Consider the following 17,869-nt stretch of genomic DNA (forward strand, 5'->3'; position numbering starts at 1 on the left):
CCACTACCTGATGACCTCAGGCGCAGCAGTCCGTCTCGAGTCCCCAGGGCAGATGCTCGCCCCCGAACACCGCGCAGGTGGCCTCGTGGCCGCCCAGCGCGGCGACGGCGAGCAGCAGGGAGCCCGCCGTCCAGGTCGTCAGCTCGCGCGGCCAGATCGCGTCGTCGTCGAAGACATAGCCCGTCCAGTACAGCCCGGACTCGGGGTCCCGCAGATGCTGGATGGACTGGAGGATCTCCAGCGCCCGGTCGGACTCGCCCGTCGCCCAGAGCGCGAGGGCGAGTTCGGCCGACTCGCCGCCGGTCACCCACGGGTTGGGCACGACGCACCGCACCCCGAGCCCGGGCACCACGAACCGCTCCCAGTCCGCCTCGATCCGGGACTTCGCCTCCGCGGCGGTCAACGCCCCGCCGAGCACCGGGTAGTACCAGTCCATCGAGTAGCGGTCCTTGTCGAGGAACCGCTCCGGGTGCCGGCGGACGGCGTGCCGCAGCGCGCCGGCGGCCAGCTCCCAGTCGGGCTGCGGCTCCTCGCGCTGCTCGGCGACGGCCAGCGCGCAGCGCAGCGCCTGGTGGATCGAGGAGGAGCCGGTGAGCAGGGCGTCCGCCGTGGGCGTGCCGTCGTCGTCGCGCCGCCAGCCGATCTGCCCGCCGGGCTGCTGGAGCCGCAGCACGTACTCGACGGCCGCGTAGACGGCCGGCCACATGCGGTCCAGGAAGGTGTCGTCGCCGGTGGACAGGTAGTGGTGCCAGACCCCTACGGCGATGTAGGCGACGAAGTTCGTCTCGCGGCCCCGGTCGGTGACGTCGGTGAAGTCGCCGTCCCGGTACGCGGCGTACCAGGAGCCGTCCTCGTTCTGGTGCCGGGCGAGCCAGGTGTAGGCCCGTTCGGCGGCCTCGTGCTCGCCCGCGGCGTCCAGCGCCATCGCGGCCTCGGTGTGGTCCCACGGGTCGAGGTGGTGACCCCGGAACCACGGGATCGCGCCGTCCTCCCGCTGCACGGCGAGGATGCCGGCGACGGTCGCGGCAGCCTGCTCGGCGGTGAGGACCCCGGGCAGGACGAGGTGTTCTGTCCGGGGGGTGGTCACGTGGCGTCCGCCCCGGTCTTCTCGGCGATCTTCGGCAGATGGGGCTTGGTCGCGTAGGCGACGAAGCTCTTGCCGATCAGCGGGTTCAGCGCCTGCTCGGCGACCCGGGTGGCCAGCGGCTTCTTCATGATGTCCCAGACCAGCAGCTTGTGGTACGCCCGCACCGGCAGCGCCTTGTCGTTGTCGACGCCGAACGCGCACTTCAGCCACCAGTACGGCGAGTGCAGCGCGTGGGCGTGGTGGGTGCCGTACGGCTTCAGGCCGGCCTCGCGGATCTTCGCGAGGAGTTCGTCCGCGCGGTAGATGCGGATGTGGCCGCCCTCGACCTCGTGGTAGGCGTCGGAGAGGGCCCAGCAGACCTTCTCGGGGCCGTAGCGCGGGACGGTGATCGCGATGCGTCCGCCGGGCTTGAGGACCCGGACCATCTCGGCGAGCACGCCCTTGTCGTCGGGGATGTGCTCCATCACCTCGGAGATGATGACGACGTCGAAGGACTCGTCGGGGAAGGGCAGGGCGAGGGCGTCGCCCTCCATCGCGGTGGCGGTGGCGCCCTCGGGGGCCTCACCGGCCTCCTTCATCGCCGCGAACCACTTGGCGACCTCGCGGATCTCCTCGGCGTTCTGGTCGAGGGCCACGACCTGGGCGCCTCGCCGGTAACACTCGAAGGCGTGCCGGCCGGCCCCGCAGCCGAGATCCAGGACCCGGTCCCCCGGGGCGAGCGGGAACCGGGAGAAGTCGACGGTCAGCACGTGGCCCTGCTTTCGCGATCGGATACAACGTCAACATCTTCGCGGGCCGGGTGCGCCGGCCGGGCGCCGCCCGCGGCCATCGCCTCGCGGTAGCGGGCCACCGTGCCCTGGGCGGCCCGCGCCCAGGTGAACCGCTCCAGCACCCGCTGCCGGCCGGCCGCGCCGAGCCGGGCCCGCAGCCCGGGGTCGCCGAGCAGCCGGGCCAGCGCCGCGGCCAGGGCGCCCGCGTCGCCGGGCGGTACGGCCAGGCAGGTCTCGCCGTCGGGTCCGGCGACCTCGGGGATCGCGCCGCCGGTGGTGGCGACCAGGGGGGTGCCGGTGGCCATGGCCTCGGCGGCCGGCAGGGAGAAGCCCTCGTACAGCGAGGGCACGCAGGCGACCTCCGCCGAGCGCACCAGGTCGACCAGTTCGGCGTCCGAGATGCCCTTGACGAAGTCGACGGCGCCTTCGAGGCCGTAGCGCTCGAGCGCCTGGGCGATGGGCCCCTCCTGGGGGCGCTTGCCGACGACGACGAGGTGGGCGTGCGGGTGCTCGGTGCGCACCTTGGCGAGCGCCTCGACGAGGAAGACCAGGCCCTTGAGCGGCACGTCCGCGCTGGACGTCGTCACGATCCGGCCCGGGACGACGGCCACGGACGGGTCGGGCGAGAACAGGTCGGTGTCGGCGCCGATGTGGACGACGTGGACGCGGTCGTCACGGACGCCGAGGTGGTCGACGATCTCCTGGCGGGAGGTCCCGGAGACGGTCAGTACGGACGGCAGCCGGCGGGCGACCCGCTTCTGCATCCGGGTGAACGCGTACCAGCGGCGCACGGAGTAGCGGCGCTGCCAGCCGTCGGCGGCGTCCAGCTCCAGCTGCCGGTCGACGGTGATGGGGTGGTGGATGGTGGTGACGAGCGGCGCGCCGACGTCTCCCAGCAGCCCGTATCCGAGGGTCTGGTTGTCGTGCACGACGTCGAACTCGCCGCGGCGGGCCCGCAGATGGCGGCGGGCGCGCAGGGAGAAGGTCAGGGGTTCGGGGAAGCCGCCGGTCCACATCGTCGCCACTTCGAGGGCGTCGATCCAGTCGCGGTACTCCTCGCGCCCCGGGGTGCGAAAGGGGTCGGGCTGGCGGTACAGGTCGAGGCTGGGCAGCTCGGTCAGGGACAGCCGGTCGTCGTGGCCCTCGTCGAGCACCGGATACGGCTGCGAACCGATGACGTCGACGCGGTGGCCGAGGCGCGCCAGCTCGCGCGAGAGATGCCGTACGTAGACCCCTTGGCCCCCGCAGAACGGGTTCCCCTTATAGGTGAGGAGCGCGATGTTGAGCGGTCGCTCGCCGTCTGCCGCGAGGTCACGCCGGGACCCCGCCTGACTGGCCTCAGCGGTCACTCCGGGCCCCCTTCTGCCTGCACTGTCCCGCGACACTACGACGGGACGCTAATCTAGAACAAGTTTCAGACTTGATCGTTCGGGAGGCTCTGAATCTACCGGCAGGTAGGGACGCTGTGACCAGTGGATCAGGTGATTCACACCACGGCCGGCCGCACTGCCAAGCTGTGTGATCACCGACCCTCACCGACTGTCACGGAACGGGACCCATGCCTGCGGAAGACAGCACCCAGCGCCCGGCCTCCTCCCCTCTCACGGAGCGGCAGGAGGCCCGCCGCCGGCGCATCCTGCACGCGAGCGCGCAGCTTGCCAGCCGGGGCGGTTTCGACGCGGTGCAGATGCGGGAGGTCGCCGAGTCCTCCCAGGTCGCCCTCGGCACGCTCTACCGCTACTTCCCCTCCAAGGTGCACCTGCTGGTCGCCACCATGCAGGACCAGCTGGAGCACATGCACGGCACCCTGCGGAAGAAGCCCCCGGCGGGCGACCGGGCGGCGGACCGGGTGGCGGAGACCCTGATGCGGGCCTTCCGGGCCCTTCAGCGCGAGCCGCACCTGGCCGACGCGATGGTCCGCGCGCTGACCTTCGCCGACCGCAGCGTCTCCCCCGAGGTCGACCAGGTCTCCCGCCAGACGACGGCGATCATCCTCGACGCGATGGGTCTGGAGAACCCGACCCCGGAGCAGCTGTCCGCCGTCCGCGTCATCGAGCACACCTGGCACTCCGCCCTGATCACCTGGCTGTCCGGGCGCGCGTCCATCGCCCAGGTGAGGATCGACATCGAGACGGTGTGCCGGCTGATCGACGTGACGGACCCGGGCGCCGGCGCGCACGACTAGAACCTACGAGACGGGTTCCCTTCGCCGGGGTCGCCCGGATGCGCCGGGTACTGCCCGGATCAGGTGATGGGGGTCGCCGTTCAGCCCGACTGCCGCTGTCCGGCCTCTCAACCCGACCGTCGACGTCGGCCTCAGCGGATGCCTTTCACGTCGCGCCGAAGTCGGCTACTCCGGTTGGGTTCCCTCACTCGCCTCGTAGGCCACTTTCAGGATAGGACGACCGGGGAGGGATGAACCAACCCAAAGGTGAATTTTTTACTTCTATTCCTCCGGCGGGAACACCGGCTCCCCGCTGCCCGCCAGCGTCACCGTGATCGCCTCCACCGGGCAGCTCTCCGCCGCCGCCAGCACCCGCTCGTTGGCGTCCGGGTCCGGATCGACCGGGTGGGACTGACGGGCGGAGTCCAGCCGGAAGCCGCCCGGGGCGTGGTGCAGGCACTGGGCGGAGCCGATGCACAGGGAGCGGTCGACCTCGACGTGCCAGCGGTCACCCGCCCCCACGCCCGGCTCGGCCCGCGCGGGAGAGGCCTCCATCGCTCAGCCCTCCCAGCCGGCCGGGAGGTGGATCATCTTGTGCTCCAGGTACTCGGAGTAGCCCTCGGGGCCGAACTCCCGCCCCAGCCCGGAGTTCTTGTAGCCGCCGAACGGGCCGAGCATGTCCAGGCTGAAGGTGTTGACGGAGTACGTCCCGGTACGGACCCGGCGCGCGACCTCGATGCCGTGCTCCACGTCGGCCGTCCAGACACTGCCGCTCAGTCCGTAGTCGGAGTCGTTCGCGATCTTCAGCGCCTCGGACTCGTCCCCGTAGGGCAGGAGACAGATCACCGGGCCGAAGATCTCCTCGCGGGCGATCCGCATGGAGTTGTCGACGTCCCCGAAGAGGGTCGGCTCGACGTACCAGCCGCGGTCCAGGCCCGCCGGACGGCCGCCGCCCGTGAGGATCTTCGCGCCCTCCTCCTGGCCGATGCGGATGTAGTCGAGGTTGCGGCGCCGCTGCCGCTCGGCCACCAGCGGGCCGACCTGGGTCGCCGGGTCCAGCGGGTCGCCGACGACCAGCGCGCCGGCCGCCGCGGCGAAGGCGTCGGCGAACTCGTCGTAGCGGGAACGGGGAAGGAGGATGCGGGTCTGGGCCACGCAGGCCTGGCCGTTGTTCATCCAGGCCGCCGAGACGATCCCGGGCACGGCCGTGGCGAGGTCCGCGTCCGGCAGGACGACGGCCGCCGACTTGCCGCCCAGTTCCAGGGTCACGCGGGTGAGGTTGCGGGAGGCCACCTCCATGACCCGCCTGCCCGCCGCGACCGAGCCGGTGAAGGACACCTTGTCGACCCCGGGGTGCCCGACCAGGTACTCGCTCACCTCGCGGTCCGCCGGGAGGATCGACAGCACCCCCTGCGGCAGCCCGGCCTCCCGCGCGATGTCGGCCAGGATGTACGCGTCCAGCGGCGACTCCGGCGACGGCTTGAGAATCACCGAGCAGCCGGTGAGCAGCGCGGGCGCGAGCTTCGCGGCGGCCACGAACTGCGGGACGTTCCACGGGACGACGGCCGCGACCACGCCCACCGGTTCCCGCCGCACGAGGATCTTCCCGAGGACGCCGTCGCGCCGTTCCTCGTGGGGGAAGCCCCGGGCGACGGTGATCGCCGCGTCCCACACCATCATCGCGCCGAGGGCCTGCGCGAGGACGCTCCAGGAGTACGGGGAGCCGTTCTCGGAGGAGATCACCCGGGCGATCTCCTCGTGGCGCACGGCGATCGCGTCCTTGATACGGGTGACGACCGCGATCCGCTCGTCGAGGGACAGCCGGGGCCAGGGGCCCTCGTCGAAGGCCCGCCGGGCGACGGCGACCGCCCGGTCCACATCGGCCGCGCAGGCGTGCGGCACCCGTCCGATGACCTCCTCCGTGTGGGGGGAGATCACCTCGATCACGTCCTTGCCCAGGGGGTCGGTCAGTTCCCCGCCGATGAACAGCTGTCCGTGTTCCACGAGCTCGGCCATGGCCACTGCCTTCGTCTGCATCGTTTCTGACGGTGTTTCAGAAACTGATACCAGTTCCGGTCGAACTAAGCCAGGGTCCGGGACGGACGGGCCCCCACCAGCGGGTTCTTCGCCGGTGGGGGTGAGGTCATGCGGCGTGGGCCGTCGCCGGTCCGTCGCTCCCTTCATCGATTCCTTCGTCGAATCCTTCGTCGACCGGCGGGCCCCGACGTCGCCGGCCGGTGCCCTGCCGGGGCCGCCGGGCGCACCGTCAGACGCACTCCTTCGTGGGGCTCACCGGAGTCCAGTCCGACGCGCCCTTCGCGTTGACCGCCCGCACCTGGTAGCACTGCCTCTCCGCCGGCTGGCCGGTGAAGGTGACCGAGGTGCTGTTCGCCCCCACGCTCACGGTCGTGTTGAGGGTGCTGTTGCGGATCTGGAAGCTCGTCTCGTCGGTCGGGACGTTCTCCCAGACCACCTGCACCCGGGAGGGATCCGCGGCGTCGGGCCTGGTGGCGACCACACCCGACACCTCGGCGGGACGCCCGGCCCCCACTCCCGGACCGGTGGTGTGCTTCAGGTTGAAGGTCACCGAGGCGCTGTCGTTGGAGGCCACCTCGCTGTTGCTGACGGACAGCCTCGCGCCCGTCAGGCTCATGCCGGGACGCATGCCCTGCTGGATCCCCTCGGACGTGCCGTCCAGATCCCTGTTGAGGCAGCTCGATCCCTCGAAGAGCCGGAGCGTCGGCGATTCGACGACCATCTCGTCGGTCCTGAGCTGGAGCTGGACGGTCAGTTCGCCGACGCTTTCGTCGCCCACGCACTTCGAGACGGTCAGCGTCTGCACCGGATTGTCATGGGTCACGCGAACCGACCGACTGAAGTCGAGAGTCTCCGTCGAGCCACTGGTGAAGACGCCACCCCCGTTCCTGACCGTCATGGTTCCGGTGACATTGATGATGTGCGTGGTCGCCGCGGAGGCGGGTGGCGCCAACCACACGCACAGCAGGGGGAGGGGTAGAGCCGCCACGGCGGCGGCGTGTCGCAGCCTCATCGCCACACCTCTCTGTCGATGGAGAGCGTCGATCCGAATTCAGCACCCGGCGGTCCGGCCCGATGACGAGGTCGAGGATGTCCTGCGCGTACGTGCGCGGATACGTCGGCGGCACCTCTGCGAGTACGTCGGCGGGTACATCTGCGAGTACATCTGCGGGAAGCCTGCGGGCACCTCCGCTGACACGTCTGCGGGTGCCTCCGCGGGACGGCGGCACCTCCGCCGCAACGACCACCGGCCAGGTGGCGAGGCCCACTTCACGAGCACCGGCCGGCGGGACGGCCGCCCCGGGCCGCGATGCGCGGGGGCGGTCGGGGAGGTCACGCCGATCAACTCCTTCGCACAGGACTCGGCCGGAACGCCCCTTCCCAGCATGCCAGCGCCCTCCCGCACCCGCAGCTCGGCAGCCGTCCGGGCCAAGTGCCCGCCCCCTGGGGAATTCCCCTGCTAGCGCGGGGTGTTTTCGTCGGCCTCGAACGGGCCGCCGTGGCCGGGCACGATCAGGTCCGCCGCGGCCAGCACCCGCAGCCGGGAATCGCGCAGCACCGCACGGTCGGGGGCCACCGGGTCGTCCGCCGGGCCGTTCGCGTGCCACCACAGGTCGCCGGCGAAGGCCACCACGCCCGAGTCCGTGCCCGCCAGCAGCGTGATGTCCTCGGGGCTGTGGCCCGGGGTGCGGATCAGCCGCAGCGACGGGGTGAGTTCGTAGCCCTCCGCGTCCCGGTTCGTCCACTGGTCGCCCCGGTACTCCACCTTGTGGTCGTGCACCCGGGCCCGGCCGAAGAGGCCCACGTTCATGGTGTTGTCCGGGTGGTGGTGGCTGAGCACCACGTCGGTGATGTCGTCGGGGCCGAGCCCCAGCTCGGCGAGCGGGGCGAGGATGTCGTCGTGGCTCGCCACCATGCCCGGGTCGAAGATCACATGCCGCCCCGCGTCGAAGACGTAGGAGACGGTGGCGGCGACCCCGGGACCGGTGGATCCCACGTAACCGGTGGTCAGAACCTGGTAGATGGCGCTGCGGCCGAGCGGTGCGTCTGTCATGGCCTCGATCTTTCCCGGAGCGGTGACGGTCGACGAGTGGCACGGATGCCTTGCATCGCAGGATTCGTGCCAGCGTGTGCCAGACTGCGTTTGTGCCGCCCTTCACGACCGTCGCCGCGTACGTCCCTCCCGGTGTCGGCATGCTCGCCGTCGGCATCCTCACCGAGGTGTTCGGTCCGCACGGAGCGGCGGTGCCCGGCTTCGACTTCGCCCTGTGCGCCGACCGGGCCGGACCGGTGCCCACGGACTGCGGTGTGCCGCTCTCCCTCCCCCACGGACTGGACCGGCTCGCCACCGCCGATCTGGTCGTCGCCCTGCCCGGGGCCGGATTCCGCACACCCCCCGGCCCCGCCGTACTCGACGCGCTGAGGGCCGCGCACGAGCGCGGTGCCGTGGTCGCGGCCCACTGCGTCGGCACGTTCACGCTCGCCGCCGCCGGACTGCTCGACGGCCGACGGGCGACCACGCACTGGCGGTTCGCCGAACTGCTCGCCGAACGCCACCCGCGGGTCACCGTGGAGTCCGACGCGCTCTACATCGACGAGGGGAGCGTCGTCACGGGCGCGGGTGCCGCCGCGGGCTTCGACCTGTGCCTCCATCTGCTGAGGCGGGAGCACGGCGCCGCGCTGGCCAACGCCGTCGCCCGGGACGTCGTACTGCCCTCCCACCGCGACGGCGGACAGGCCCAGTACCTGGCCACGCCCGTCCCCGAGGACGGCAGGGACGAGCGGCTCGCCGAGGTTCTCGGCTGGGCCCGCGAGCACCTCCACGAGCCGCTGCCCGTCACGGAACTGGCCCGCCGCGCCCTGATGAGCAGACGCTCCTTCGCCCGCCGCTTCACCGCCGCGACCGGCACCACCCCGCACGCCTGGCTGCGGAACCTGCGGCTGAGCAGGGCCGAGGAACTCCTGGAGACCACGGACCTCACGATCGAGGAGATCGCCCGCCGGGTGGGGTACGGAAGCGCCGCCGTGCTGCGCGAGCAGTTCGTGCGCCGCCGGGGCGTGCCCCCGCGCTCCTACCGCCGCGCCTTCGCGAACGCGCCCCGATGAACCGGGTCCCATCCGATCCGACCGCTCCGATCCGACCGCCCCGATCTGACTGTTCGTCAGTTCTGGTTATAGTGGTCAATGGCCGTATGACGGAGGGCAGATGACGAGCATCCAGGACCATCCCGGGACATACGACCACGGCGGCGGAGTCCGCTCCCTGCGGGTGCCCATCCCGGACAACCCGCTCGGCTTCACGCTCGTCTACGTCGTCGACACCGACCGCGGGCCGGTGCTGATCGACACCGGCTGGGACGACCCCACGTCATGGGACGCGCTGACCGCCGGTCTCACGGCCTGCGGCACCTCCGTCGCCGAGCTGCACGGTGTCGTCATCACCCACCACCACCCCGACCACCACGGCCTCTCCGGCACCGTGCGGGAGGCTTCCGGGGCGTGGGTGGCGATGCACGCGGCGGACGCCTCGATCGTGCGGCGGACCCGGGAGACCCGCCCGGAGCGCTGGTACACGTACATGGCGGACAAGCTGGCCGCGGCCGGCGCCCCCGAGGAGCACCTGGCGCCCCTGCGCACACCCCCGACCCGCCGCCGTACGCTCCCCGGACTGGCCCCCGCCCTGCCCGACCGCGAGATCACCCCCGGTGAACTCCTGGATCTCCCCGGCCGCCGGCTGCGCGCGATCTGGACCCCCGGGCACACCCCCGGCCATGTCTGTCTCCACCTGGAGGAGGAGCACCCCGGTGGACTCCCGGGCCACGGCCGGCTGTTCTCCGGCGACCATGTACTCCCCGAGATCACCCCGCACATCGGCCTCTACGAGGATCCCGACGACGCCACCGTCACCGACCCGCTCGGCGACTACCTCGACTCCCTGGAACGTGTCGGCCGCCTCGCCCCCGCCGAGATCCTCCCGGCCCACCAGCACCCGTTCACCGACGCCCCGTCCCGGGTACGGGAGCTGCTCACCCACCACGAGGCCCGCCTCACCGACCTCCTCGCCCTGCTCTCCTCCCCCCTCACCGCCTGGCAGCTCGCCGAGCGCATGGAGTGGAACCGGCCCTGGGCGCAGATCCCCTACGGGTCGAGGAACATCGCGGTCTCGGAGGCGGAGGCCCATCTGCGGCGGCTGGTGAAGCTGGGGCGCGCGGAAGCGGTGGCGGGGAGCGGTCCGGTGACGTACGTGGCGGTGTGAGGACGGGTCACCGGGAGCCGTTCGGTCACCTGTGAGGACGGGTCACCGGGAGCCGTCCGGTCACCCGCGCGACGGCGGGCGGCGGCGCGCGGAAGAGGGCCGCGGGCGGTGCCGTTCACGCGGCCGATCCGCCGTGTTCACGACCGCGCCGTACGGTGCCCTGAACCCGCCCGTCCCGGACCCCTGGTGGCGACGCCCATGGACCCGATCGAGCAACTCCTCGCCGAACGAGCCTGCCAGCGCCTGCTCCTCGACCTCGTCCGCCGTCTGGACCTCGGCGAACCCGGCTCCGTGGCCGAGCTGTTCACCGAGGACGGCACCTGGACCTGGCCCGAGGGCGACCGGCTGGTCAGGGGCCGCGCCGCGCTGCGCGCCCACTTCGGCACCCGCCCCGCCGACCGGCACGCCCGCCGCCTCATGGCCGACGTGCGGGTGGAGGTGACCTCCCCGGACACCGCCACGGCGACCTCGTACTTCACCACGTACCGGGTCGACGACGGGCACCGCACGGCCGACGCCGCGCACGCGGTCCGCATCGGCCACTACAAGGACGCCCTGCACCGCACCCCCGACGGCACCTGGCTGCTCGCGGCCCGCACCCTGTTCCTCCCCTGCGGCAGCCCGACACCGCGCCTCTAGGACGGGTCCTCACGCATCAGCGACCTGACCAACTCCCCCGCCGCGCCCAGGAGTCCGGTCTCCTCCCGGCTCATCGTCGGATTGGCCGCCCGCCGCCGCAGGGCCTGCGCCAGGCCCTCCTCGGTGAGGTGGGACGGGTCGGCGAGCAGCGCGGTGAGCGTGGCGCGGGCCGGTGCGGCGACCGGCTCGGCGGAGACCGCGACCTGGGCGAGGATCACCGCGGAGGTGCCCCAGTCGAGCCCCGGGTCGCCCTCCTCCGCCTGGGCCCAGTCGATGACCCGGGGGCCGTCGGCGGTGAGGATCACGTTGTCGGGGTGGAGGTCGAGGTGCAGGACGCGCGCGTCGGCCGCGGTCCGCCCCGGCACGGTGTGCAGCGCGCGCAGCAGCCGGGCGAGCATCGCGCCCGCCTCCGCCGGGTCCAGCGCGCCGGCCGCGAACGCCTGGAGCATGGTCGGACCGTCCAGCCGCTCCATCACCAGGTCGGTGCGCGAGCCGGAGGGCCGTACGGCGGGCGCCGGGTAGCCGTGCGCGCGGACATGTGCCATCAGCGCCCCCTCGGCGGCCGCGTCGCCCCAGCCCTCGCGGTCGCGGCGCAGCACCCACGCCTCGTCGATCTCGTACACGTCGGCCGAACGGCCCGAACCGAGCAGCTTGCCCGGACCGGTGTCCGGCCCCCTCCCCGTGGTGGTCATGACCAGAACATACCGGCGCCGTCCGGGCCGTGGCCGCCCGCTCACAGCCACCCCTCAGGCACTCGGCTACCTGCCGGTAGAGTGACCGGGTCGTCATCAACCCGTACGGGGGGAAGCCGGTGCAATTCCGGCGCTGACCCGCAACCGTGAGCCGCTCAGGCGAGCCGGACTGCCTCGTACGGGACCATGACCGGCTCACGCGCGCCGGCAAGCCCGCCGTCGCACGGCACCGTCGAGGTATACGGAGTCGAGCCGCCGGGGTGTCCCGTGCTGCCCGGCTCCCCGACCGGGAGAGGCACCCGCCGATCATGAAGTACCGCCACAGCGCCGCGGCCCTGGCCGCCACCGCCGTCGTGTTCGCGAGCGCCGGGTCCGCGGTCGCCGCCACCCCGTCCCCCACCCCGTCGGTGGCCATACCCGACGGCCTCTACGGCACCACCGACCCGACGTACGACGGGGTGTGGCGCCAGTCGCTGGCCTTGCTGGCCCAGAACACGACCGGCGTGACCCCGGCCGACAGCGCGGTCGCGTGGCTGGCGGGGCAGCAGTGCGCGAACGGCGCGTTCGCCGCGTTCCGCGCCGACACCGGCAAGCCCTGCGCCGCCGACCTGATGGTGGACACCAACAGCACGGCGGCCGCGGTGCAGGCGCTGGCGGCGCTCGGCGGCCACGACGCCGGTGTGAAGAAGGCCGTCACCTGGCTGAAGTCCGTCCAGAACGCCGACGGAGGCTGGGGCTACACCCCCGGCGGGGCCACCGACACGAACTCCACCTCGGTCGTCGCCGGCGCGCTCGCGCAGGCCGGGGTGACGGTGCCGAACCTCCGCAAGGGCGGCAAGTCCCCGTACGACGCCCTCCAGAAGCTCGCCCTCCCCTGCACCGGTAAGGACGCGGGCGCGTTCGCCTACCAGCCCGACAAGAAGGGCGAGCTGGCGGCCAACGCGGACGCGACCGCGGCGGCCGTCCTCGGCCTGCTGGACGAGCCGCTGACCGGGAGCCGGCAGGACGACGACGCGTCCGCCACGGGCTGCACCACGTTCGACGCGGGCACCGAGCCCGAGAAGGGCGGGCACAACGGCGCCGTCTGGCTCGCCGAGGCCCTGGCCGACAACGGCCGTCTGATGTCGTCGCTGCCCGGCGCCGAGGACCAGCCCGACTACGGCAACACCGCCGACGCGATCGTCGCCCTCTCCTCCGCCGGCTTCAACGACCAGGCCGCGGCCCCGCTGCGCTGGCTGGAGGACAACTCCGCGCAGTGGGCGGCGCAGAGCGGTCCGGCCGCCTACGCCCAGCTGATCTTCGTGGCGAACGCCGCGAAGGGCGCCGACGTCCACGACTTCGGCGGCCAGGACCTGGTCGAGCTCCTGAACGCGACCGGCCCCGCGCCCCGCGGCATCGACGAGCCGACCCGCACCGACGCGATCGGCAAGGCCGAGGAGAAGAAGGACGACGACGGCGGCCTGAACGTCGCCTACACCGTCGCCGGCGGCCTCGTCGTCGGCGCGCTCGTCGGCTTCGTCCTCGTCGCGCGCGGCCGGAAGCGGCGGCAGGCGTGATCCGCCACCGCGCCGCCGCCGGGCGGGTGCTCCTGCTCACGCTGGTGCTCCTGCTGCTCGCCCCCGCGCAGGCCCGGGCCGCCGGCTACCGCTACTGGTCCTTCTGGGACCGCACCGGCGACAGCTGGGCCTACGCCACCGAGGGCCCCTCGACCGCCCGTCCCTCCGACGGTGACGTCCAGGGCTTCCGGTTCGCGGTCAGCGAGGACTCCTCGGACGCGGACCGGCCGCGCGGCGCGGCGTCCTTCGAGGCGATCTGCGCACGCACCCCGGCGAAGGACGGCCTGAAGCGGGTCGCCCTGGTCATCGACTTCGGCACCCCGGCGGACGCCCCGTCCGGGGAGACCCCGCCCGCCACCCGCCTGGCCTGTGCCCGGGTCTCCCCCGACGCGACGACGGCCGAGGCCCTGGCCTCCGTCGCCAGGCCCCTGCGCTACGACACCAACGCCCTCCTCTGCGCGATCGCCGGCTATCCGAGGACGGGGTGCGGTGAGCAGATCTCCTCGGGCGGGGCGACGGCCCCGAAGAAGCCGGGGACGGACGAGGCGGCCGAGAAGGCGACGGGCGAGGAGGACGACGGCGGGCCGGCCCTGGGTCTGATCGCGGGAGGCGCGGTGGTGGCGGCCCTCGCGGCGGCGGCCGTCGTACAGGCGCGACGGCGCGGGAATGGCTGACGGCCCCGGCCGCACGCCCTCGTGCGGCGGGGGCGGCTCCCGTCCCGTGGAGCGCCGGCCCGCGCGCGGCACCCGGCCGACGCGCGGCACCCGGCCGGCGCCGGCCGGCGCCCCGGCCGCACGGCCCCGCGCCCGCCTGCACCCCGCCGCCTGGTGGCTCTGGGCGCTGGCCCTCGGCACCGCCGCCACCCGCACCACCAACCCCCTCCTGCTGGCCCTCCTCCTCACCACCTCCGCATACGTGGTCACCACATGCCGTCCGCACACCCCGTGGTCCCGCTCCTACTCGGCGTTCCTCAAACTCGCCCTCGCCGTCCTGCTCATCCGTCTCGTCTTCGTCGTCGTGCTCGGCTCCCCCATCCCCGGCACGCACGTGATCGTCACCCTCCCCGAGGTCCCGCTGCCGGCCTGGGCGCAGGGCATCCGCCTCGGTGGCCGGGTCACCGCCGAAGGCGTCCTGTTCTCCCTCTACGACGGCCTCCGCCTCGCCACGCTGCTGGTCTGCGTGGGCGCCGCGAACGCCCTCGCCAGCCCCTCGCGCCTGCTCAAGTCCCTCCCCGGCGCGCTGTACGAGACCGGTGTCGCCGTGGTCGTGGCCCTCACCTTCGCCCCGAACCTGATCGCCGACGTCCAGCGGCTGCGCGCGGCCCGGCGGCTGCGCGGCCGCCCGGACCGAGGGATCCGCGGCCTGCTCCAGGTGGGCCTCCCGGTGCTGGAGGGCGCCCTGGAACGCTCCGTCGCGCTCGCCGCCGCGATGGACGCCCGCGGCTACGGCCGAACCGCCGACGTCCCCGCCCCCGTCCGCCGCACGACCGCCGCCCTCACCCTCGGCGGCCTGCTCGGCGTCTGCGCGGGCACGTACGGACTGCTCACCGCGGCCGGTGCCGACTACGGGCTGCCGCTGCTGCTCGCCGGGGTCGCCGCGGCCCTCGCCGGACTGCGGCTGGGCGGCCGCCGCTCCCCGCGCACCCGCTACCGCCCGGACCGCTGGACCCCGCGCGCCTGTCTGGTCGCCGCGTCCGGTGTCGCGGTCGCCGCGCTGCTCGCCGCCGCCTCCACCACCGATCCGCAGGCCCTGCACCCGGGGGTGGTCCCGCTGACGGCCCCCACGCTCCCGCTGTGGCCGGCGGCGGCCGTCCTGCTGGGCCTCCTGCCCGCCTTCCTCCCGAAGGAGCCGTCGTGATCCGCTTCGAGAACGTCTCCGTGACCTACGACGGCGCCCCCGCACCCACCATCGGCGGTGTCGATCTCACCGTGCCCGAAGGGGAGCTCGTCCTTCTCGCGGGCCCGTCGGGCGTCGGCAAGTCGACCCTGCTGGGCACGGTCTCCGGCCTGGTCCCGCACTTCACCGGCGGCACCCTGCGCGGCCGGGTCACCGTCGCCGGCCGCGACACCCGCACCCACAAGCCGCGCGAGCTCGCCGATGTCGTCGGGACGGTCGGCCAGGACCCCCTCTCCCACTTCGTGACGGACACGGTCGAGGAGGAGCTGGCCTACGGCATGGAGTCGCTCGGCCTGGCCCCGGAGGTCATGCGCCGCCGGGTCGAGGAGACCCTCGACCTGCTGGGCCTCGCCGCCCTGCGCGACCGCCCGATCGCCACCCTCTCCGGCGGCCAGCAGCAGCGCGTCGCGATCGGCTCGGTCCTCACCCCGCACCCCCGGGTCCTCGTCCTCGACGAACCGACCTCGGCCCTCGACCCGGCCGCCGCCGAGGAGGTCCTCGCCGTCCTCCTGCGCCTGGTCCACGACCTCGGTACGACGGTGCTGCTCGCGGAGCACCGGCTGGAACGCGTCCTCCAGTACGCCGACCAGGTGGCCCTCCTCCCCGCCCCGGGCGCCGCGCCGCTGCTCGGCACCCCGGCGGAGGTCATGGCCGTCTCCCCGGTGTACCCGCCGGTGGTGGACCTGGGCCGCCTCGCGGGCTGGTCCCCGCTGCCGCTCACGGTCCGTGACGCCCGCCGCCGCGCGGCCGGCCTGCGGGACCGGCTGGCGCAGCCACAGCCGCAGTCACAGCCACAGCCACCCAACGGCCCCGCCGCGGAGCCGCCCCTGCCGCTCCCCGCGCCCCGCTCCGGCTCCCGCTCCGGCCGGCTCCCCTTCCTGCGCGGTCCCGGGCGGCGCACCGGCACCGGCCCGGAGCCGTCCGCCGCTCCCCCGCTGCCCGCCGAGGCCCACGCCCTCGCCGTACGGCGGGAGCGGGTGCAGGCGCTGCGGCACGTCGACCTCACCGTCGCCCCCGGCGAGACCGTCGCCCTCATGGGGCGCAACGGCGCCGGGAAGTCCACGCTCCTGGCCGCCTTCGTGGGGCTCGTCGAGCCGTCCGCCGGCTCGGTCCGCGTGGGCGGCCTCACCCCCCACCGCACCCCGCCCCGCGACCTGGTCCGCCGTGTCGGTCTGGTCCCGCAGGAGCCCCGTGACCTGCTGTACGCCGACACGGTCGGCGGCGAGTGCGCGGCGGCCGACCGGGACGCGCAGGCCGACCCCGGCACCTGCCGGGCCCTGGTTTCCGGGCTCCTTCCCGGGATCACGGACGACACCCACCCCCGCGACCTCTCCGAGGGCCAGCGCCTCACCCTGGCCCTCGCCGTCGTCCTGACCGCCCGCCCGCCGCTGCTCCTGCTCGACGAGCCGACCCGGGGCCTGGACTACGCGGCGAAGGCGCGGCTGGTCGCCGTCCTGCGGGAGCTGGCGGCGGCCGGACACGCGATCGTCCTGGCGACGCACGACGTGGAACTCGCCGCCGAGCTGGCCCACCGGGTCGTGCTGCTGGCCGAGGGCGAGGTGATCGCCGACGGGCCGACCGCGGAGGTGGTCGTGTCCTCCCCCTCCTTCGCCCCGCAGGTGACGAAGATCCTCGCCCCGCAGGAGTGGCTCACGGTCGCGCAGGTGCGGGAGGCGCTCGCATGACCGCGCGAGCCGTCCGCCTCGGCCCCCGTTCCCTGCTCTCCCTGGTCCTGGTCAGCGCGGTCGGGGTGATCGCCTTCACCTGGCCGTTCCTCGCCCCGCCCGCCTCCACCCTGAACGCCCACGCCCAGGACGCCCCGTGGCTCTTCGCGGGCCTGCTGGTCCTGCTGGTGGCGGTGGTCGCGGCGACGATCTCCGAGTCCGGGCTCGGTGCGAAGGCGGTGGCGATGCTGGGCGTGCTGGCCGCGACCGGCGCGGCGTTGCGGCCGATCGGCGCGGGCACGGCCGGGATCGAGCCCATGTTCTTCCTGATGGTGCTCAGCGGCCGGGTCCTCGGACCGGGCTTCGGGTTCGTCCTCGGCTCGGTCACGATGTTCGCGTCGGCCCTGCTCACGGGCGGGGTGGGTCCGTGGATGCCGTTCCAGATGCTGGCGATGGGCTGGTTCACGATGGGCGCGGGCCTGCTGCCCGGCCGGGCGGGTCTGCGCGGCCGTACGGAACTGGCCCTGCTGTCCGCCTACGGCTTCCTCGCCGCCTTCGCCTACGGCACGGCGATGAACATGGCGGGCTGGCCCTTCATGGGGACGCTGGCCTCGCACATCTCCTTCGACCCGGACGCTGCGGTCCCCGCGAACCTGGCCCGGTTCGTCGCGTACTGCGTGGCGACCTCGCTGGGCTGGGACCTGGGCCGGGCGGTGGTGACGGTCGTCCTCACCCTCACCGTCGGTCCGGCCGTGCTCAAGGCACTACGCAGAGCCACCCGGCGGGCCGCGTTCGAGACCGCGGTCACCTTCGACGACCGCCGACCGGTGAAGCACCCCACATGACCCACCTCACCTACTACCCACCCTCGTAGGGCATATCGGACGCCATGCCCATGCCATAACCACCTCTGACCTGCACATTGAGAGCCAGCTCACACAGACGGCACCGCCCGCGAATACGACCACAACTAGCAAAAGGGGTCTTTGCGGACGCTCTCCCGGGCTGCTTATCTGGATGACGTCGCACGGCGCCGACGAGCCCCCCGGGCCTCGGCGCCGAGGCATGCAGCCACCCACCGCACACCACGCGGCGCGGCCACGCACCGC

General features: G+C 73.5%; 17 protein-coding genes. 9 read left to right on the forward strand and 8 right to left on the reverse strand.

Going from position 1 to position 17,869, the window contains the following annotated elements; genetic code table 11:
- Positions 1-16 precede the first annotated feature (16 nt).
- The 3 genes from IE275_RS29070 to IE275_RS29080 are packed head-to-tail and all read right to left on the reverse strand — an operon-like array spanning position 17 to position 3,206.
- On the reverse strand, positions 17-1,087 hold the full coding sequence (locus IE275_RS29070) for a prenyltransferase/squalene oxidase repeat-containing protein (RefSeq protein WP_189714492.1): 1,071 nt from the start codon (positions 1,085-1,087) through the stop codon (positions 17-19).
- Positions 1,084-1,836 (reverse strand): class I SAM-dependent methyltransferase, encoded by a 753-nt coding sequence (locus tag IE275_RS29075; protein WP_189714494.1) that lies wholly within the window; start codon positions 1,834-1,836, stop codon positions 1,084-1,086. Before IE275_RS29075 ends, IE275_RS29070 begins: the two co-directional genes overlap by 4 nt.
- The gene (locus IE275_RS29080) at positions 1,830-3,206 is read right to left on the reverse strand and encodes a glycosyltransferase family 4 protein (RefSeq protein WP_189714496.1); all 1,377 of its coding nucleotides are present in this window, start codon (positions 3,204-3,206) and stop codon (positions 1,830-1,832) included. Before IE275_RS29080 ends, IE275_RS29075 begins: the two co-directional genes overlap by 7 nt.
- 209 nt (positions 3,207-3,415) lie before the next feature.
- On the opposite strand from IE275_RS29080, the gene IE275_RS29085 reads away from it, so the two are divergent.
- Positions 3,416-4,042 carry a TetR family transcriptional regulator gene (locus IE275_RS29085; RefSeq protein WP_189714498.1) on the forward strand — a complete coding sequence of 209 codons (627 nt, stop codon included), beginning with the start codon at positions 3,416-3,418 and terminating at the stop codon, positions 4,040-4,042.
- Positions 4,043-4,303: 261 nt separating this feature from the next.
- Here the strand turns inward: IE275_RS29085 and IE275_RS29090 are convergent, their stop codons facing one another.
- The 4 genes from IE275_RS29090 to IE275_RS29105 all read right to left on the reverse strand — a co-directional run bounded on the left by IE275_RS29090 (position 4,304) and on the right by IE275_RS29105 (position 8,111).
- The gene (locus IE275_RS29090) at positions 4,304-4,576 is read right to left on the reverse strand and encodes a ferredoxin (protein ID WP_189714500.1); all 273 of its coding nucleotides are present in this window, start codon (positions 4,574-4,576) and stop codon (positions 4,304-4,306) included.
- A gap of 3 nt (positions 4,577-4,579) precedes the next feature.
- Complete coding sequence (locus tag IE275_RS29095; protein WP_189714539.1) at positions 4,580-6,037, reverse strand: aldehyde dehydrogenase; 1,458 nt, start codon at positions 6,035-6,037, stop codon at positions 4,580-4,582.
- Positions 6,038-6,287: 250 nt separating this feature from the next.
- Positions 6,288-6,863: a hypothetical protein gene (locus IE275_RS29100; RefSeq protein WP_189714502.1), complete on the reverse strand. Its 576-nt coding sequence runs from the start codon at positions 6,861-6,863 to the stop codon at positions 6,288-6,290.
- Between the two features lie 654 nt (positions 6,864-7,517).
- Positions 7,518-8,111 carry an MBL fold metallo-hydrolase gene (locus IE275_RS29105; protein ID WP_189714504.1) on the reverse strand — a complete coding sequence of 198 codons (594 nt, stop codon included), beginning with the start codon at positions 8,109-8,111 and terminating at the stop codon, positions 7,518-7,520.
- Positions 8,112-8,251: 140 nt separating this feature from the next.
- Here IE275_RS29105 and IE275_RS29110 point away from each other — a divergent pair, with 140 nt between their 5' ends.
- From IE275_RS29110 to IE275_RS29120, 3 genes are all read left to right on the forward strand, one after another.
- A complete protein-coding gene (locus IE275_RS29110; protein WP_189714540.1) occupies positions 8,252-9,163 on the forward strand; it encodes a GlxA family transcriptional regulator in 912 nt (303 codons plus the stop codon).
- A gap of 100 nt (positions 9,164-9,263) precedes the next feature.
- Positions 9,264-10,313, forward strand: a complete 1,050-nt coding sequence (locus IE275_RS29115; protein WP_189714506.1) for a Strvi_7410 family MBL fold metallo-hydrolase — start codon at positions 9,264-9,266, stop codon at positions 10,311-10,313.
- A 198-nt stretch (positions 10,314-10,511) separates the two neighbouring features.
- Entirely contained in the window at positions 10,512-10,952 is a 441-nt protein-coding gene (locus IE275_RS29120; protein WP_189714508.1) for a nuclear transport factor 2 family protein, read from the forward strand.
- Here the strand turns inward: IE275_RS29120 and IE275_RS29125 are convergent.
- Entirely contained in the window at positions 10,949-11,644 is a 696-nt protein-coding gene (locus IE275_RS29125) for a phosphotransferase (protein ID WP_189714511.1), read from the reverse strand. The two genes, IE275_RS29120 and IE275_RS29125, sit on opposite strands and share 4 nt — an antisense overlap.
- A gap of 308 nt (positions 11,645-11,952) precedes the next feature.
- Here IE275_RS29125 and IE275_RS29130 point away from each other — a divergent pair, with 308 nt between their 5' ends.
- Genes IE275_RS29130 through IE275_RS29150 form a run of 5 tightly spaced genes read left to right on the forward strand, consistent with a single transcriptional unit; the run spans position 11,953 to position 17,605 of the window.
- Positions 11,953-13,200 carry an SCO2321 family membrane protein gene (locus IE275_RS29130; RefSeq protein ID WP_189714513.1) on the forward strand — a complete coding sequence of 416 codons (1,248 nt, stop codon included), beginning with the start codon at positions 11,953-11,955 and terminating at the stop codon, positions 13,198-13,200.
- Entirely contained in the window at positions 13,200-13,874 is a 675-nt protein-coding gene (locus IE275_RS29135) for an SCO2322 family protein (RefSeq protein ID WP_506417346.1), read from the forward strand. The genes IE275_RS29130 and IE275_RS29135 overlap by 1 nt, the downstream gene beginning before the upstream one ends.
- Positions 13,867-15,057, forward strand: a complete 1,191-nt coding sequence (locus tag IE275_RS29140; RefSeq protein ID WP_229870677.1) for an energy-coupling factor transporter transmembrane component T — start codon at positions 13,867-13,869, stop codon at positions 15,055-15,057. The genes IE275_RS29135 and IE275_RS29140 overlap by 8 nt, the downstream gene beginning before the upstream one ends.
- Entirely contained in the window at positions 15,054-16,781 is a 1,728-nt protein-coding gene (locus tag IE275_RS29145) for an ABC transporter ATP-binding protein (RefSeq protein ID WP_189714519.1), read from the forward strand. The genes IE275_RS29140 and IE275_RS29145 overlap by 4 nt, the downstream gene beginning before the upstream one ends.
- A complete protein-coding gene (locus tag IE275_RS29150) occupies positions 16,778-17,605 on the forward strand; it encodes an ECF transporter S component (RefSeq protein ID WP_189714520.1) in 828 nt (275 codons plus the stop codon). Before IE275_RS29145 ends, IE275_RS29150 begins: the two co-directional genes overlap by 4 nt.
- The last annotated feature ends 264 nt before the right edge of the window (positions 17,606-17,869 follow it).

Origin of the sequence: Streptomyces phaeofaciens, from assembly GCF_014648915.1 — a bacterium.
Classification (GTDB): Bacteria; Actinomycetota; Actinomycetes; order Streptomycetales; family Streptomycetaceae; genus Streptomyces; species Streptomyces phaeofaciens.